Raw genomic sequence first — 14,914 nt, forward strand, 5'->3', positions numbered from 1 at the left:
GACCGGTTAGACTTTCCCGGATGTCCGCCGACGATACTGCTGACGAGCTTCCGCTCGGCCTCACGGGTCGTCCGCCGCGCCCCATTCCCGAGCCTGCACCGTTGAACTCTCACGGGCCGGCGAAGGTCATCGCCATGTGCAACCAGAAGGGTGGCGTGGGCAAGACCACGTCGACGATCAACCTGGGCGCCGCGCTCGCCGACTTCGGCCGGCGGGTGCTGCTGGTGGATCTGGACCCGCAGGGCGCCCTGTCGGCGGGGCTCGGCGTGCCGCATTACGACCTCGACAACACCGTGCACAACCTGCTGGTGGAGCCCCGGGTGTCGATCGACGAGGTGATCATCAAGACCCGCGTCGCCGGCCTGGACCTGGTGCCCAGCAATATCGACCTGTCGGCGGCGGAGATCCAGCTGGTCAACGAGGTGGGCCGCGAGCAGACCCTGGCGCGGGCGCTGTACCCGGTGCTGGACCGCTACGACTACGTGCTGATCGACTGCCAGCCGTCGCTGGGTCTGCTCACCGTCAACGGGTTGGCCTGCTCGGACGGCGTGATCATCCCGACCGAATGCGAGTACTTCTCGTTGCGCGGTCTGGCGCTGCTGACCGACACGGTGGACAAGGTGCATGACCGGCTCAATCCGCGGCTGTCGATCAGCGGCATCCTGATCACCCGCTACGACGCCCGCACCGTCAACGCCCGGGAAGTGATGGCGCGGGTGGTGGAGCGGTTCGGCGACCTGGTGTTCGACACGGTGATCACCCGCACGGTGCGATTCCCCGAGACCAGTGTGGCCGGGGAGCCGATCACCACGTGGGCGCCGAAATCGACTGGCGCACAGGCGTATCGGTCGCTGGCCCGCGAGGTCATCGACCGCTTCGGCACGTGAGCGAGACGCCCGAGCAGGAGGCTCAGGCCGGCTTCACGGTGAAGCTGACCAACTTCGAAGGCCCGTTCGACCTGCTGTTGCAGCTGATCTTCGCGCACCGACTCGACGTCACCGAGGTGGCGCTGCACCAGGTCACCGACGACTTCATCGCCTACACCAAGCAGTTCGGTTCGCAATTGGCGCTGGAGGAGACCACGGCATTCCTGGTGGTCGCCGCGACGCTGCTCGACCTCAAGGCTGCCCGTCTGCTGCCGGCCGGCCAGACCGAGGACGACGAGGACCTGGCGCTGCTGGAGGTGCGCGACCTGCTGTTCGCCCGCCTGCTGCAGTACCGCGCGTTCAAACACGTGGCGCAGATGTTCGCCGAGCTGGAGGCCGCGGCGCTGCGTAGCTACCCGCGGGCGGTCTCGCTGGAAGACCGGTTCTCCGAACTGTTGCCCGAGGTGATGCTGGGTGTCGACGGCGCGGCGTTCGCCCAGATCGCCGCGGCCGCCTTCACGCCGCGACCGGTGCCGACGGTGGCCACCGACCACATCCACTACTCCCGCGTTTCGGTGCCTGAGCAGGCCGAGATCATGCTGGGGTTCCTCAGGCGCCGCGGGATGGGCGAGTGGGCGAGTTTCACCGAGTTGGTGGCCGACTGTGAGGTGCCCGTGCAGATCGTGGGGCGCTTCCTGGCGCTGCTCGAACTGTATCGGGCCAGAGCGGTAGCATTTGAGCAATCAGAAGCACTTGGTGTGCTCCAGGTTTCGTGGACCGGAGACAACCCGACAAGCCAAGAATTGCAGGTGGACGACGAGTCGGCGGAAGAACGGGATCAGCCATGACCGACGAGGTTCCCGCAGGCCTCGACCTCGACGACACCGCCGCCGTTGCCGAATTCGCCTCTCCTGAGCTCAGCGACGACGAACTCGGCCGGGTGCTCGAGGCGTTGCTCCTGGTGGTCGACACCCCCGCCACCATCGAACAGTTGTCTTCGGCGACCGACCAGCCCGGTGCCCGGATCGCGATCCGGCTGCGCGAGATGGCCGACGAGCTGGCCGCCCGTGACAGCGGCATCGACCTGCGGGAAGCGGCCGGTGGGTGGCGGATGTACACCCGGGCGCGGTACGCGCCGTATGTCGAGCGGTTGCTGCTCGACGGGGCCAGGTCCAAGCTCACCCGGGCCGCGCTGGAAACGCTGGCCGTGGTGGCCTACCGGCAGCCGGTCACCCGGGCACGGGTCAGCGCGGTGCGCGGGGTCAACGTCGACGCGGTGATGCGCACGCTGCTGGCCCGCGGTCTGATCACCGAGGCGGGCACCGACGCCGACAGTGGCGCCGTGACGTTCGCCACCACGGAACTGTTCCTGGAGCGGTTGGGGTTGTCCTCACTGGCTGATCTGCCCGATATCGCGCCGTTGTTGCCTGATGTCGACGTGATCGACGACATCAGTGAGACGCTGGACTCCGAGCCGCGTTTCATGAAACTCAATCCGGCGGCCACCCTCGAGGTGCCGCCGGCTATCGAAATGGACGAGGACTGACATGGCCCCCTCACATTCCGACGACGGCGTACGCCTGCAGAAGGTGTTGTCCCAAGCCGGGATTGCTTCGCGACGGGTCGCGGAGCGGATGATCACCGACGGCCGCGTCGAAGTCGACGGGCAGATAGTCACCGAGCTCGGCACCCGGGTGGACCCCGCCGAGGCGGTGATCCGCGTCGACGGCGTCCGCGTCCAGCTCGACGACGAGATGATGTATCTGGCGCTGAACAAGCCGATCGGCATGTACTCGACGATGTCCGATGAGCTGGGCCGGCCCTGTATCGGTGACGTCATCGAGCACCGTGTCCGCGGGAACAAGAAGCTGTTCCACGTCGGGCGCCTCGACGCCGATACCGAGGGTCTGATCCTGCTGACCAACGACGGTGAACTGGCGCACCGGTTGACCCACCCGTCCTACGAGGTGCCCAAGACGTATCTGGCCACCGTCACCGGCAAGGTGCCCAAGGGGCTGGGGAACACCTTGCGGGAGGGTGTCGAGCTCGACGACGGTCCGGCCAGCGTCGACGACTTCGCGCTGGTCGACACGATCCCGGGCAAGTCGCTGGTGCGGGTGACCCTGCATGAAGGACGTAACCGGATCGTGCGCCGGCTGCTCGAGCACGTCGGTTTCCCGGTGGAGGCCCTGGTGCGGACCGCGATCGGTGACGTGACCCTGGGGGAGCAGAAGATCGAGACCATTCGGGTGCTGACCCGCAAGGAAGTTGGCGAGTTGTACAAGGCGGTAGGCCTGTGAGCAGAGCGAGCGGATGGAGCGCAGCGACTGACGGGAGTGATGCGAACGATCGGGGTCCTGTGAGCAGAGCGAGCGGATGGAGCGCAGCGACTGACGGGAGTGATGCGAACGATCGGGGTCCTGTGAGTAGAGCGAGTGACGGCTTGGTCGTCGCGATCGACGGGCCCGCGGGTACCGGAAAGTCTTCTGTGTCACGCGGTTTGGCGCGCGCTCTGGGAGCGCGCTACCTGGACACCGGGGCGATGTATCGCATCGTGACCCTGGGCGTGCTGCGCGCCGGTGTGTCCCTGGACGACCCCGCCGCTATCGCCGCGGTGGAGGTGCCGGTGTCGGTGGGCTATGACCCCGACGAGGATCGGGCCTACCTCGCCGACGAAGACGTCTCCGCCGAAATTCGTGGTGATCAGGTGACGGGCGCGGTGTCGGCGGTGTCCGCGGTGCCCCAGGTGCGGACACGGTTGGTGGCGCTGCAGCGTGACCTGGCCTCCGGTGCGGGCAATGTGGTGGTCGAGGGCCGCGATATCGGCACCGTCGTGCTGCCGAATGCCGACATCAAGATCTTCTTGACCGCGTCCGCGGAGACCCGTGCGCGCCGCCGCAACGATCAGAACGTCGCCGCCGGCGCCGCCGACGATTACGAGGGAGTGCTGGCCGATGTGCGCCGCCGTGATCACCTCGACTCCACAAGGGCGACGTCGCCGTTGCGCGCCGCCGAGGACGCACTGGTGGTCGACACCAGCGACATGACACAGAACGAGGTCGTCGCACACCTTCTTGACCTCGTGCACGAAAGCGTTGGTGTGACACGATGACCGAGAACGACGCCTCCCCTTCCGGGCCGGAACTGGCCGGAGACGGCACCTGGAGCGACGAAAGTGATTGGGAGGCAATCGACTCCGAATACGCCGAGGAGCTTGAGGAGTTCACCGGGCCGCCTCCGGTGGTCGCGGTGGTGGGCCGGCCCAACGTGGGCAAGTCCACCCTGGTGAACCGCATCCTGGGCCGTCGCGAGGCCGTCGTGCAGGATCTGCCCGGTGTCACCCGCGACAGGGTGTCCTACGACGCGTTGTGGACCGGACGCAAATTCGTCGTCCAGGACACCGGCGGGTGGGAGCCCGACGCCAAGGGACTGCAGCAGCTGGTCGCCGAGCAGGCGTCGGTGGCGATGCGCACTGCCGATGTCATCATCTTGGTGGTCGACTCGATTGTCGGCGCCACCTCCGGTGACGAGGCGGCGGCCAAGATCCTGCGCCGCTCCGGTAAGCCGGTGTTCCTGGCCGCCAACAAGATCGACGGTGAAAGGCAGGAGCCCGAAGCCGCGGCGTTGTGGTCACTCGGGCTGGGGGAGCCGTTCCCCGTCAGCGCGATGCACGGTCGCGGGGTGGCAGACCTGCTGGACAAGGTGCTCGAGGTGATGCCCGCGGTCTCCGAGGTGGCGTCCTCCCAGGGTGGCGGACCCCGCCGGGTGGCGCTCGTCGGCAAGCCCAATGTCGGCAAGAGCTCGTTGCTGAACCGGTTGGCCGGTGACCAGCGCTCCGTTGTGCACGATGTCGCGGGTACCACCGTCGACCCAGTGGACTCGTTGATCGAATTGGGCGGCAAGACTTGGCGTTTCGTCGACACCGCCGGGTTACGCCGCAAAGTGGGGCAGGCCAGTGGTCACGAGTTCTACGCCTCGGTGCGCACGCACGGCGCCATCGATGCCGCGGAGGTGGCGATCATCTTGATCGACGCGTCGCAACCGGTCACCGAACAGGACCAGCGGATCCTGTCGATGGTGATCGAATCCGGCCGCGCCGTGGTGCTCGCGTTCAACAAGTGGGACCTGGTGGACGAGGACCGCCGCTACCTGCTCGAGCGGGAGATCGATCTGGACCTGGCGCAGGTGCAGTGGGCACCGCGGGTCAACATCTCGGCGATGACCGGGCGCGCGGTGCAGAAACTGGTGCCGGCGCTGGAGACGTCGCTGGCGTCGTGGGACCGGCGCATCACCACCGGCCAGCTGAACACGTTCCTCAAAGAGGTCATCGCGGCCACCCCGCCGCCGGTGCGCGGTGGCAAGCAGCCGCGCGTGCTGTTCGCCACCCAGGCCGCGTCGCGACCACCGACGTTCGTGTTGTTCACCACCGGATTCCTGGAAGCGGGCTACCGACGGTTCCTGGAACGGCGGCTGCGCGAGACGTTCGGGTTCGAGGGCAGCCCCATCCGCATCAACGTGCGGATGCGGGAGAAGCGGGGCGCGCGCTCGCGGTGACGCGGCCTCGATAGGGTTGCCCGAGTGTCCGTCACTCACATGATCCTGATCGCGTTGGCCGGTGTGGGTGCAGGAGCCATCAACGCGATCGTCGGATCCGGCACCTTGATCACCTTCCCCACCTTGGTGGCTCTCGGGTTCCCGCCGGTGACCGCCACGATGTCGAATGCGGTGGGTCTGGTCGCGGGCGGCGTGTCCGGAACCTGGGGTTACCGGCGGGAGCTGCGCGGCCAGGGCAAGCGGCTGCGCTGGCAGATTCCGGCGTCGTTCCTGGGTGCCGCCGTGGGCGCCTGGTTGCTGCTGCACCTGCCGGAGAAGGTCTTCATCCAGGTTGTTCCGGTGCTTCTGGTGGCGGCGCTGCTGCTGGTGGTGTTCGGCCCCCGGATCCAGGGCTGGGCGCGTCGCCGCGCCGAGCAGTCCGGGAAATCGCTCGAGCATGTGTCGCGGAGAAAGATGGCGGCCCTGGTGCTCGGCACGTTCGCGGTGGGCATCTACGGCGGGTATTTCACCGCGGCCCAGGGCATTCTGCTGATCGGCATCATGGGTGCGCTGCTGCCGGAGTCCGTGCAGCGGATGAACGCCGCCAAGAACCTGCTGTCGCTGGTGGTGAATGTCGTCGCCGCCGTCGCCTACACCGTGGTGGCTTTCGACCGGATCAGCTGGCTGGCGGTGGGGCTGATCGCGGTCGGCTCGTTGATCGGTGGTTTCCTCGGCGCGCATTACGGACGGCGGCTCTCACCGGGTGTGCTGCGCGCGGTGATCGTGGTGGTGGGTCTGATCGGGCTCTGGCGGCTGCTGGCCGTCTGACAGGCACGTTGGGGCGGGGTGCCTCCAAGCGCTCAACGGCGCGTGTGTTCAAGTCAGACCCGAAGGCCGACACAACAGGGGTCACCCCGCCAATTCGAGCGTGGCACTGTTGAAGGCCGAGTACAAGACCTAGTTTCGGCTAGAACTGTCGGCGCGCTGATTCCTGCTCCACGACGGCCTCCAGATCGCTGAGCCGGTCCATCGACGACACCGCACGACGGGTGCGGTTGTTGTTGGCCAGCCTGTCCCGGTGGCGGTGCACGAAGGCCCAGTAGCCGGCGGTGAACGGGCACGCATCGTCTCCGAGGCGCTTCTTCGGGTCGTAGGCACAGTCGCCGCAGTGGTCGCTCATCTTGTTGATGTAGGCCCCGCCGGAGGCGTAGGGCTTGGTGGCCAGGCGTCCGCCGTCGGCGTGCTGACTCATGCCGACGACGTTGGTGGGCATCACCCACCGGAAACCGTCGACGTAGGTGGTGGCGAACCACTCGGTGAGCTCAGCCGGCTCATAACCGCGCTGCAACGCATGGTTGCCCAGCACCATGAGCCGCTGGATGTGGTGGGTCCAGCCGCGGTCGCGCACACCCATCAGCGCATGGCGCAGGCACTCGGCGGTCACCGCGTCGGCGTCGAGGTCGGCCCACCACTTCGGCAGGGCGGTCTGCGCGTTCAGGGCGTTGCTGGAGCGGGTGTAGTCCGGGCCGAAATGCCAGTACAGGTGCCACATGTATTCGCGCCAGCCCAGGATCTGGCGGATGAAGCCCTCCACCGCCGACAGCGGGGCCGCCTTGTCGCGGTAGGCCTGTTCGGCGGCGTGTACGGCGTCCAGCGGGTGCAGCACACCCAAGTTGAGCGGCACCGACAGCAGCGAGTGCGACATGGCCCAGTCCTGGCTCATGATCGCGTCCTCGTAGCGGCCGAATTCGGGCAGGCGGTGTTCGATGAAACGGTCCAGTGCACGTTTGGCTTCGGCTGGGGTGACCGCGAACAGCCGGGGTCCGTCGGCGCCCACGGTGTCCAGGTTCATGGCGTCGAGATCCGCGCGGACTTGAGCGTCGATATCGTCCTCGCGCGGCTGATACGGCTTGGGAACGTCGAGAGTCTTCTGTTTCTTGGGTGGGGGTTCGCGGTTGTCGTGGTCGTAGTTCCAGGTCCCGCCCTCGGGTTCGGAACCGCGCATCAGGATGTCGAAGCGACGGCGTTGGTCGCGGTAGAAGTCCTCCATCCGGAAGCGGTTGCGGTTGCCGGCCCACTGCTCGAAGTCCTTGCGCGGCAACGCGAAGGTGGGGGTGGGCAGCACGTCGGCGACCAGCCCCTGCTTGTGGAGCCGGTGCACGAACTTCTCCGCGGCGTGCGAGGTGGGCTGGTGCACCAGCACCGGGCGGTCGAACTGCTCGAGCGCATCGGTGTAGGTGTCCGCCTGGATCAGGGTCGAACGCTCGCCGAGGTCGCGGTGAGCGTGCCGGAGCGCCGAGAGCACGATGTGCAGCTTCTGGCGGTGGTAGCGACGTTTGGCCAGTGCCGAATGCGCCTCGACCAGCAGCACCTCGCGGTGAGCGTGCTCTCCGCCGTAGACCGCCGGGCCCAGCTGATCGGCGAACAGCCACAGGGGAGTGTCGTCTCTGCTCACCTCACCGGTATGCCCCGAATCTCGGTCGACCTCGCGGTTTCAGTTCCGGGGTCACGCTGATGTAAGCTTTCGACCGCTGCCGGCGATCCCGGCAGCGCCGCGGGCTGTGGCGCAGCTTGGTAGCGCACTTGACTGGGGGTCAAGTGGTCGCAGGTTCAAATCCTGTCAGCCCGACCAAGGAAGTAGTAGGTCAGAGGCGGTTTCGGAGAGATCCGGAGCCGCCTCTATTTCGTTGAAATGATCTCGGGATGGCAGCGGTGATCAGAAGTCCTGCCGCCCCGAGCAGCCTGCCAAGGGATCCACCTCCGACCGCGTCGAATCCGAGGTAGGCCCGTACACGTCGCCGGTGACGGCGATCGACGAGTGGCCGAGCAGGTCGGCCATCCGGCTTAGCTGTCTGACGGCTTCCGACGGTCGCCCTCACGCACGGCGAGACAGAGCATCGCGGTGCATTTGTCGACTGTAGTGAGGGGTGCGCCCGGGAGACACCTGCGCCCGCTAACGCTGCTGATGCAACTTGACGCACTGTGTCATAACCGAGTGCCGCTGGCACATTCTGCCTAGCATCAGGAAGGAGTGTCCAGGAGGCGGCGCTCAGCCAACAGGCACGGGTCTCCGGTTGCGGAAGGACCCCAACCATGACCGACGCCCAGCACAAAGACTCCGTGCGCCGCGACATCCTGCCGATTCCGGACATCGGGCACGTCGGTTTGACGACATACGACGCCAAAGACCCCGACACCAGCTATCCGCCGATCAGGGATGTACGACCGCCGGAGGGCGCTCCCAATGTTGTCGTCATACTGATCGACGATGTGGGCTACGGGGCAACCAGCGCCTTCGGCGGCCCCTGCGCGACACCCAATTTCGACAAGCTTGCCTCGGGTGGTTTGCAGTACACGCGATTTCACACGACTGCGCTGTGCTCGCCGACGCGGCAGGCGCTGCTGACGGGCCGCAACCATCACTCGGTCGGCATGGGCAATATCACCGAAACCGCAACTGCTGCTCCCGGCTACACCTCGGTGTTGCCGAACACCAAGGCACCGTTGCCGTTGACGTTGAAGCTGAATGGTTACTCGACCGCGCAGTTCGGCAAGTGCCATGAGGTTCCGGTCTGGCAGACCAGCCCGGCAGGCCCGTTCACCGCATGGCCGACCGGTGGCGGCGGTTTCGAGTATTTCTACGGGTTCATCGGCGGCGAGAACAACCAGTGGGACCCGGCCCTATACGAGGGCACCACGCCGATCGAACCGCCGAAGACCCCGGCGGAGGGCTATCACCTCACCGAGGACCTGGCCGACAAGGCGATCAACTGGGTGCGTCAGCAGAAGGCGCTGCTTCCGGACAAGCCGTTCTTCATGTACTTCGCGCCAGGGGCCACCCACGCGCCGCATCAGGTGCCAAGGGAGTGGATCGAGAAGTACAAGGGCAAGTTCGCGCATGGGTGGGACAAGCAACGCGAGATCACCTTTGAGCGGCAGAAGGAACTGGGCGTCATCCCCCCGGATGCAGTGCTGACGCCGCGGCATGCGGAGATCCCGGCGTGGGACGACATGGATCCGGCGCTCAAACCGGCTTTGGAGCGCGAGATGGAGGTGTACGCCGCGTTCCTGGAGCACACCGACCACCACGTCGGGCGACTGCTCGATGCGCTCGGCCCGGTGCTCGACGACACGCTGGTCTACGTCATCATCGGTGACAACGGTGCCTCGGCGGAGGGCACCTTGCACGGCGCGTTCAACGAGATGGCCAACTTCAATGGCATGGCGGACCTGGAGACTCCTGAGTTCCTGTTGTCGAAGCTCGACGAGTTCGGCGGTGAAAACTCGTACGGTCACTACGCCGTCGGCTGGGCTTGGGCGATGGATACGCCCTATCAGTGGACCAAACAGGTCGCCTCGCACTGGGGTGGCACCCGCAACGGCACAATTGTGCACTGGCCAAAGGGCATTGAGGCCAAGGGCGGTAAGCGAGGTCAATTCAGCCATGTCATCGACGTCGCGCCCACGGTGTTGGAGGCCGCAGGAATACCTGCACCCACGATGGTCAACGGGGTGACGCAGAGCCCCTATGAGGGCACCAGCATGCTGTACAGCTTCAACGACGCCGATGCCCCGGAGCGGCACGAGACGCAATACTTCGAGATGTTCTGCAACCGCGGCATTTACCACAAGGGCTGGAGCGCGGTGACCAAGCACCGCACGCCTTGGGAGATGGCTTCGGCGGTCATGCCAGCCTTCGATGACGACGTGTGGGAGCTCTACGACGGCAATACCGACTGGACGCAATCGAAGGATCTCTCCAAAGAAAATCCGGACAAGCTGCATGAGCTACAGCGGCTTTGGTTGATCGAAGCGGTGAAGTACAACGTGCTGCCGCTGGATGACCGACAGGCCGAACGGTTCATCCCCGAGGTGGCCGGGCGGCCCACCCTGATCAAGGGCAACTCACAACTGCTGTTCGGAGGTATGGGGCGGCTCTCGGAGAACTGCGTCCTCGACATCAAGAACAAGTCATGGGCCGTTACCGCAGAGGTTGAGGTGCCACCCGCCGGCGCTGAGGGAGTGATCATTGTCCAGGGTGGCCGGTTCGGCGGCTGGAGTCTTTACGCAAAGGGTGGCCGCGCCACCTTCTACTACAACGTGCTCGGCATCACGTCGTACCGCGTCGACGCAACAGAGCCGATCCGGACCGGCACCTCGCAGGTGCGGATGGAGTTCACCTACGACGGCGGCGGCAGGGGAAAGGGCGGCACCGCCACCCTCTACTACGACGGCAACGAGGTCGGCACGGGCCGTATCGATCAAACCCAGGGGGTCGTCTTCTCAGCAGATGAAACGACTGACGTCGGACGCGAGACCGGAACCACGGTCAGCCCCGACTACACCGCTCATTCCAGCAGGTTCACCGGCGAGATCAACTGGGCGCGTATCGACCTCGGCGAGGATGCCAAGGACGCCGATCACTACATCGACCCCGACGAACGTTTCCGGGTAGCGATGGCGCGTCAGTAGTTGACGAGTCCCTCTCATTCACTGACCCTTGTCGCATCCGTCTCATCACCTGGATTCTCACAACCGGCCCGAGGACGGGTTGTGACATCGCCAAGATGCTCAGCGTTTCCCGTGCCACTGTGTCGTCCGGCTTCACGCTCGCGATCACGTCGTTGTCGGTGACATCGCTCCTGTCTGCAGTCCGGACGTCGAGGCTCAAAGATGTCGAAGAGATGCGCCCGCGTGCTCGACGACTCCCGTTCGGACTCAGTCTCTGATCCATGAGGAACGGGTGCGATCCAGCGGGGGAGCCTGCGCAGGCTCCGTCATCGCGACGTCATCACGACGTCATCTCCGTGAGCAACTCCGTCAGTGGCGCGGTGGCCAGGCCGATCGCGCCGTCGGAGATCCCGTAGGGGATCACCAGCGTATCGGCGTGCACCAGCGCGCCGCATGAGTACACGACGTTGGGCACATAACCGTTCTGTTCGTCGGGGCTGGGCCGCAGCAGGGGCCGTCGGAGCCGGCCCAGCATCCGGGCCGGATCGTCGAGGTCGAGCAGAATAGCCCCGATGCTGTAGGTGCGCATCGGCCCCACCCCGTGGGTGAGCACCAGCCAGCCGGCCTCGGTTTCGATTGGCGGGCCGCAGTTTCCGAGCTGAAGTGCCTCCCACGGCTCAGTCGGTTGCTGACAGGGTGACGCACTGGTCCAGACGGCCAGATGGTGACTCGAGGCGAAGGTGTTGGTTTCGCGGTCCGATCGCGACATGGCGGCGTACCGGCCGCCGACGCGCCGGGGAAAAAGCGCCAGGCCCTTGTTGGCCGCGGCTTTGCCGACGAGCGGCCTGGAGGTGAAGGACCGGAAGTCCGTGGTCTCGAGCAACTGTTGGCTGATGACGGATCCGCTGTAGGCGGTGTAGGTGGCGTAGTAAGTGACTGCGCCGTCGTCGTCGACGAAGCGCACGAACCGCGCGTCCTCCATGCCGGCGTGCTCGGCTGCCATGGCCGGAAACAGCACGCGCTCGGACAAGCTTGTCTCGCTGGCGAATTCGACAGCATAGAAGCGGTCGGCAATCGTGCGAAACAGCCCGGCCGCGCGTTCACCATGCCCGCGGGTGCTCAGGTGCGCACGCAGGTTGTCGAGCCGCTCCTCGAGGTCGGCTCGCGTGAAGCGGTCGCCGAGTGAGTCGAACACGTATTCCGCGGACTCGCCGATATTGGAGATTCGGCTGAGTTCGCCGCGGAACACCGCCGCGTCGAGCAGCGCGTCATGGACACGTCCCGTCGCGGCCAAGGGCGGTGATTCGTCGATCGTGGGTCGGCCCGCAGCGTCGATGACACCGGTGCGGAATCCGATCGACGACCGGTGGCCCTCGCCGATTCCCCGCACGCTCATCACGATGCGCAGGCTTCCCGGCGCTGTATCGGCCTGATCGGGGTGAGCGACAATGCTCGGGTTGCACAGGGCGGCTCCCTCGATGGCGTACTCGCTCGTGAAAGTCGCTCCTATCAACAACATTCGCGCGTCAGACAGGTGCTGGTCGGGGCTCAGCCGGTCGGCGAGCTCACGGGCGTGCCGCCGGAACGTCCCGGCCAGATCACGGTGCCGGCCGTCGAAGCGGACGATCACGTCGTCGAGGGAGGACTGAACGTCGTCGTCGGACAGGGCCAGGACACGCTTGAGCACGATTCCCGCCCGGGACTCCTGGTCCTCGAAGCCTTCCTGGCCCGGCACAAAAAGTCGGGTGATGACACGCGCGGGATCAGCGACGAGCTTCTGCGGGCTGCGCGTGATCAAGCCCTCTTGTACGCAAGTCACTGTGACACAGCGGAGAATCGACGCGCCTGCTGAAAGGTGGATATCACGGCGAGCGTCGACTCCGCGCCCTGGTTGAGATTCACCCCGTCAGCACGCAGACCGTCGAAGCCGCCGCCGGTCTGCGGGTCCCACATGACCTGGCCGGCGTCGTTGTCGCCCAGGAACCACGCAGCACAGGAGTGAATGGCTTTGGGCCAGAGCGGCCTGGGGTCCACGGCGGCCGCCCGCGCGCATGCGTCGGCAAGTGAGGCGATCTCGATCGGCTGCTGGTCGAACGCGGGCCTGGTATCACGGGGTCCGCGTCCCCCGGCGGGGGTGGGCGAGAAGTGACCGCCCGCGGTCTCAGCGTCGAGCAACCACTCGAGCAGTTCCAGGCCATGTTGAGTCAGCGATGAATTGTCCAGCGCGACGCCCGTGGCGATCATCGCCTCGGGCAGCACGGCGTTGGCGTAGGCCAGGCGGGTCTCGGGCCAGGGCCAGTCACGGTCGCCGGTGGGTCCGGCGACGGAGGCGGCGTAGTCGGTCAGCAGTGCCAGCGCCGACGGCCGGCCGGGCTCGACACTGACGAGTTCGGCCGCCCCGATCGCGGCGAAGGCCATCGCCCGCGGGTGCGGGGATCTGACCGCGGCGGCCCGGTCGAACTGAGTTGCTGCCAGCCGGCGAACCATGTTGACGTCGCTGTACGCCGCGGCCGTCCCGAGAGCCCAGAGGCAGCGACCCCACGGGTCGTCGGTATTGGGCTGATCGGTCCAGTTTCCGGCCGCGTCCATCCGGTTGCGGCAGCCCCCGCTGTAGGACTGCGCCTCGTTCAAGAAGGTCAGTGCCTTACCGGCCAGACCGTTCAACACACCCGGCGTTTCGGGCTCCCGGGTGGTGACAATGAGAACCCTGGCCATGTCGTCGGTGCAGTATCCGTGCTCACGGCGGCGTTCGCCGAACACCGCATGCTCGAACGTGCCGCGGTGGTCCGTCATCGCGAGGAGATGCCCGAAGACCGGGTGGGGTGCGATGCCCGTCGCGGCGCTCACACTCCGGCCGAGCGTGCAGCGACGAGCCGTTTGGCCACAGTGAGGTACGCGTCGGCCACAACCGGCCACGCCATGGTCGGTGCCAACCCGCGGGCCTCCGATGCCATGGAACCTGCCGCGCGCGGGTCCATCAAGACCCGGCGGAGTGCGCCTGCCAGTGCACCGGGGTCGTCGTGCGGGACGACGAGCCCCGCACCGGTACCGAGCAACTCGACGGCGTGGGGAAAGGCCGTAGCGACGATGGGCCGACCGGTTGCGACGGAATCGACCAGCACGCCGGACGTGACCTGCTCTGTTGAGTCATAAGGCAGCACCACGACGCTGGCCTGCAGAATGAGCATGGACAGCTCAGCGGGACTGCGGTACCGGGGGTCGAAGGACACTGCATCGGCGACGCCGAGGCGCTGCGCCCTGGCAAGGCACGCGTCACGATAGGCCTCGCCTTCGGCGGCCAGCACCTTGGGATGGGTCCGACCGGCGATGACATAACGCGGATTGCCCGGAAGCGACTTGAGCATGGGCATGGCGTCGATGACGCGCTCGAGGCCCTTGCCCGGGCCGATGAGGCCCCACGTCAAGATGATCGGGCGGGCGCAGCGTTTCAGTGCGGCGGTCGCCGGAAGCGCGGCGCCGTGGGGAATCGTGGTGACCTTGTGACGCTGGGCAGGGTAGGCCTCGCGCAGCCGGCGCCGGGCCGTATCCGACATGACGACGATCTGGTCGGCCAGTGCAACGACCCGTCCGAGCACCCGAAGTTGTTCAGGTGTAGGAGCTTTGAGCACGGTGTGGGCAACCACGACCGACGGGACCCGCAGGCGCTCCATGATCTCGATGACTTCGTCGCCGTCGGGACCGCCGTAGATGCCGTACTCGTGCTGGATGATGGCGATGTCACTTCGGTTCAGCAGCTCGGCTGTTTGTGCTATCGACGACGGTGAACCGTTGACGAGCTCCCCGACGACGTTGTTGCGCGTGGAGACCTCGTCGTCGGCGATGCGCACCACGCTGACCGCGGCGCCCTTGGCTGCCAATCCGTCGGACAGGGCCGCGCTGAAGGTCGCGATACCGCACGGAGTCGGCGGATGCGTGCTGAGGATGCCAAAGCTCGGCATATATGGAAAATGTTGCACCCCAAAAGGAGCGAACAGCGGCTGAATCAATGATGGAGCATTCAAGATAATCCCGACTGAGCGGTCAAGCGATGAATCCGGCGTGAG

13 protein-coding genes and 1 tRNA gene are annotated in these 14,914 nt (G+C 66.3%); 9 read left to right on the plus strand and 5 right to left on the minus strand.

Annotated elements, in window-relative coordinates; all coding sequences use genetic code 11:
- Window positions 1-20 precede the first annotated feature (20 nt).
- The 7 genes from AC3A6P_RS26385 (at window position 21) to AC3A6P_RS26415 (ending at window position 6,227) form a co-directional block, all read left to right on the plus strand.
- A complete protein-coding gene (locus AC3A6P_RS26385; protein WP_487695017.1) occupies window positions 21-887 on the plus strand; it encodes a ParA family protein in 867 nt (288 codons plus the stop codon).
- Window positions 884-1,714, plus strand: a complete 831-nt coding sequence (locus tag AC3A6P_RS26390) for a segregation/condensation protein A (protein WP_487695018.1) — start codon at window positions 884-886, stop codon at window positions 1,712-1,714. Before AC3A6P_RS26385 ends, AC3A6P_RS26390 begins: the two co-directional genes overlap by 4 nt.
- Window positions 1,711-2,412 carry an SMC-Scp complex subunit ScpB gene (gene scpB, locus AC3A6P_RS26395; RefSeq protein WP_487695020.1) on the plus strand — a complete coding sequence of 234 codons (702 nt, stop codon included), beginning with the start codon at window positions 1,711-1,713 and terminating at the stop codon, window positions 2,410-2,412. The genes AC3A6P_RS26390 and scpB overlap by 4 nt, the downstream gene beginning before the upstream one ends.
- 1 nt (window position 2,413) lies before the next feature.
- Complete coding sequence (locus AC3A6P_RS26400; RefSeq protein WP_487695022.1) at window positions 2,414-3,166, plus strand: pseudouridine synthase; 753 nt, start codon at window positions 2,414-2,416, stop codon at window positions 3,164-3,166.
- A gap of 122 nt (window positions 3,167-3,288) precedes the next feature.
- On the plus strand, window positions 3,289-3,978 hold the full coding sequence (cmk, locus tag AC3A6P_RS26405; RefSeq protein WP_487695023.1) for a (d)CMP kinase: 690 nt from the start codon (window positions 3,289-3,291) through the stop codon (window positions 3,976-3,978).
- Between the two features lie 32 nt (window positions 3,979-4,010).
- Window positions 4,011-5,420, plus strand: coding sequence for a ribosome biogenesis GTPase Der (gene der / locus AC3A6P_RS26410; RefSeq protein ID WP_487695172.1), 1,410 nt, complete (start codon window positions 4,011-4,013; stop codon window positions 5,418-5,420).
- 39 nt (window positions 5,421-5,459) lie between these two features.
- A complete protein-coding gene (locus AC3A6P_RS26415; RefSeq protein WP_487695173.1) occupies window positions 5,460-6,227 on the plus strand; it encodes a sulfite exporter TauE/SafE family protein in 768 nt (255 codons plus the stop codon).
- 139 nt (window positions 6,228-6,366) lie between these two features.
- Here the strand turns inward: AC3A6P_RS26415 and AC3A6P_RS26420 are convergent, their stop codons facing one another.
- Window positions 6,367-7,854, minus strand: coding sequence for a cryptochrome/photolyase family protein (locus tag AC3A6P_RS26420; RefSeq protein WP_487695024.1), 1,488 nt, complete (start codon window positions 7,852-7,854; stop codon window positions 6,367-6,369).
- Window positions 7,855-7,954: 100 nt separating this feature from the next.
- On the opposite strand from AC3A6P_RS26420, the gene AC3A6P_RS26425 reads away from it, so the two are divergent.
- Window positions 7,955-8,031, plus strand: a tRNA-Pro gene (locus AC3A6P_RS26425).
- 84 nt (window positions 8,032-8,115) lie between these two features.
- On the opposite strand, the gene AC3A6P_RS26430 is transcribed toward AC3A6P_RS26425, so the two are convergent.
- Window positions 8,116-8,238 carry a hypothetical protein gene (locus AC3A6P_RS26430; RefSeq protein WP_487695025.1) on the minus strand — a complete coding sequence of 41 codons (123 nt, stop codon included), beginning with the start codon at window positions 8,236-8,238 and terminating at the stop codon, window positions 8,116-8,118.
- A gap of 254 nt (window positions 8,239-8,492) precedes the next feature.
- Here AC3A6P_RS26430 and AC3A6P_RS26435 point away from each other — a divergent pair, with 254 nt between their 5' ends.
- The gene (locus AC3A6P_RS26435) at window positions 8,493-10,871 is read left to right on the plus strand and encodes a sulfatase-like hydrolase/transferase (protein ID WP_487695026.1); all 2,379 of its coding nucleotides are present in this window, start codon (window positions 8,493-8,495) and stop codon (window positions 10,869-10,871) included.
- 319 nt (window positions 10,872-11,190) lie between these two features.
- On the opposite strand, the gene AC3A6P_RS26440 is transcribed toward AC3A6P_RS26435, so the two are convergent.
- The 3 genes from AC3A6P_RS26440 to AC3A6P_RS26450 are packed head-to-tail and all read right to left on the minus strand — an operon-like array spanning window position 11,191 to window position 14,809.
- Window positions 11,191-12,645: a glycoside hydrolase family 130 protein gene (locus AC3A6P_RS26440; RefSeq protein WP_487695175.1), complete on the minus strand. Its 1,455-nt coding sequence runs from the start codon at window positions 12,643-12,645 to the stop codon at window positions 11,191-11,193.
- A gap of 20 nt (window positions 12,646-12,665) precedes the next feature.
- A complete protein-coding gene (locus tag AC3A6P_RS26445) occupies window positions 12,666-13,643 on the minus strand; it encodes a glycosyltransferase (protein ID WP_487695177.1) in 978 nt (325 codons plus the stop codon).
- 50 nt (window positions 13,644-13,693) lie between these two features.
- A complete protein-coding gene (locus AC3A6P_RS26450) occupies window positions 13,694-14,809 on the minus strand; it encodes a glycosyltransferase (protein WP_487695028.1) in 1,116 nt (371 codons plus the stop codon).
- Window positions 14,810-14,914: the final 105 nt, after the last annotated feature.

This window comes from Mycobacterium sp. Soil_C_30 (assembly GCF_057656995.1).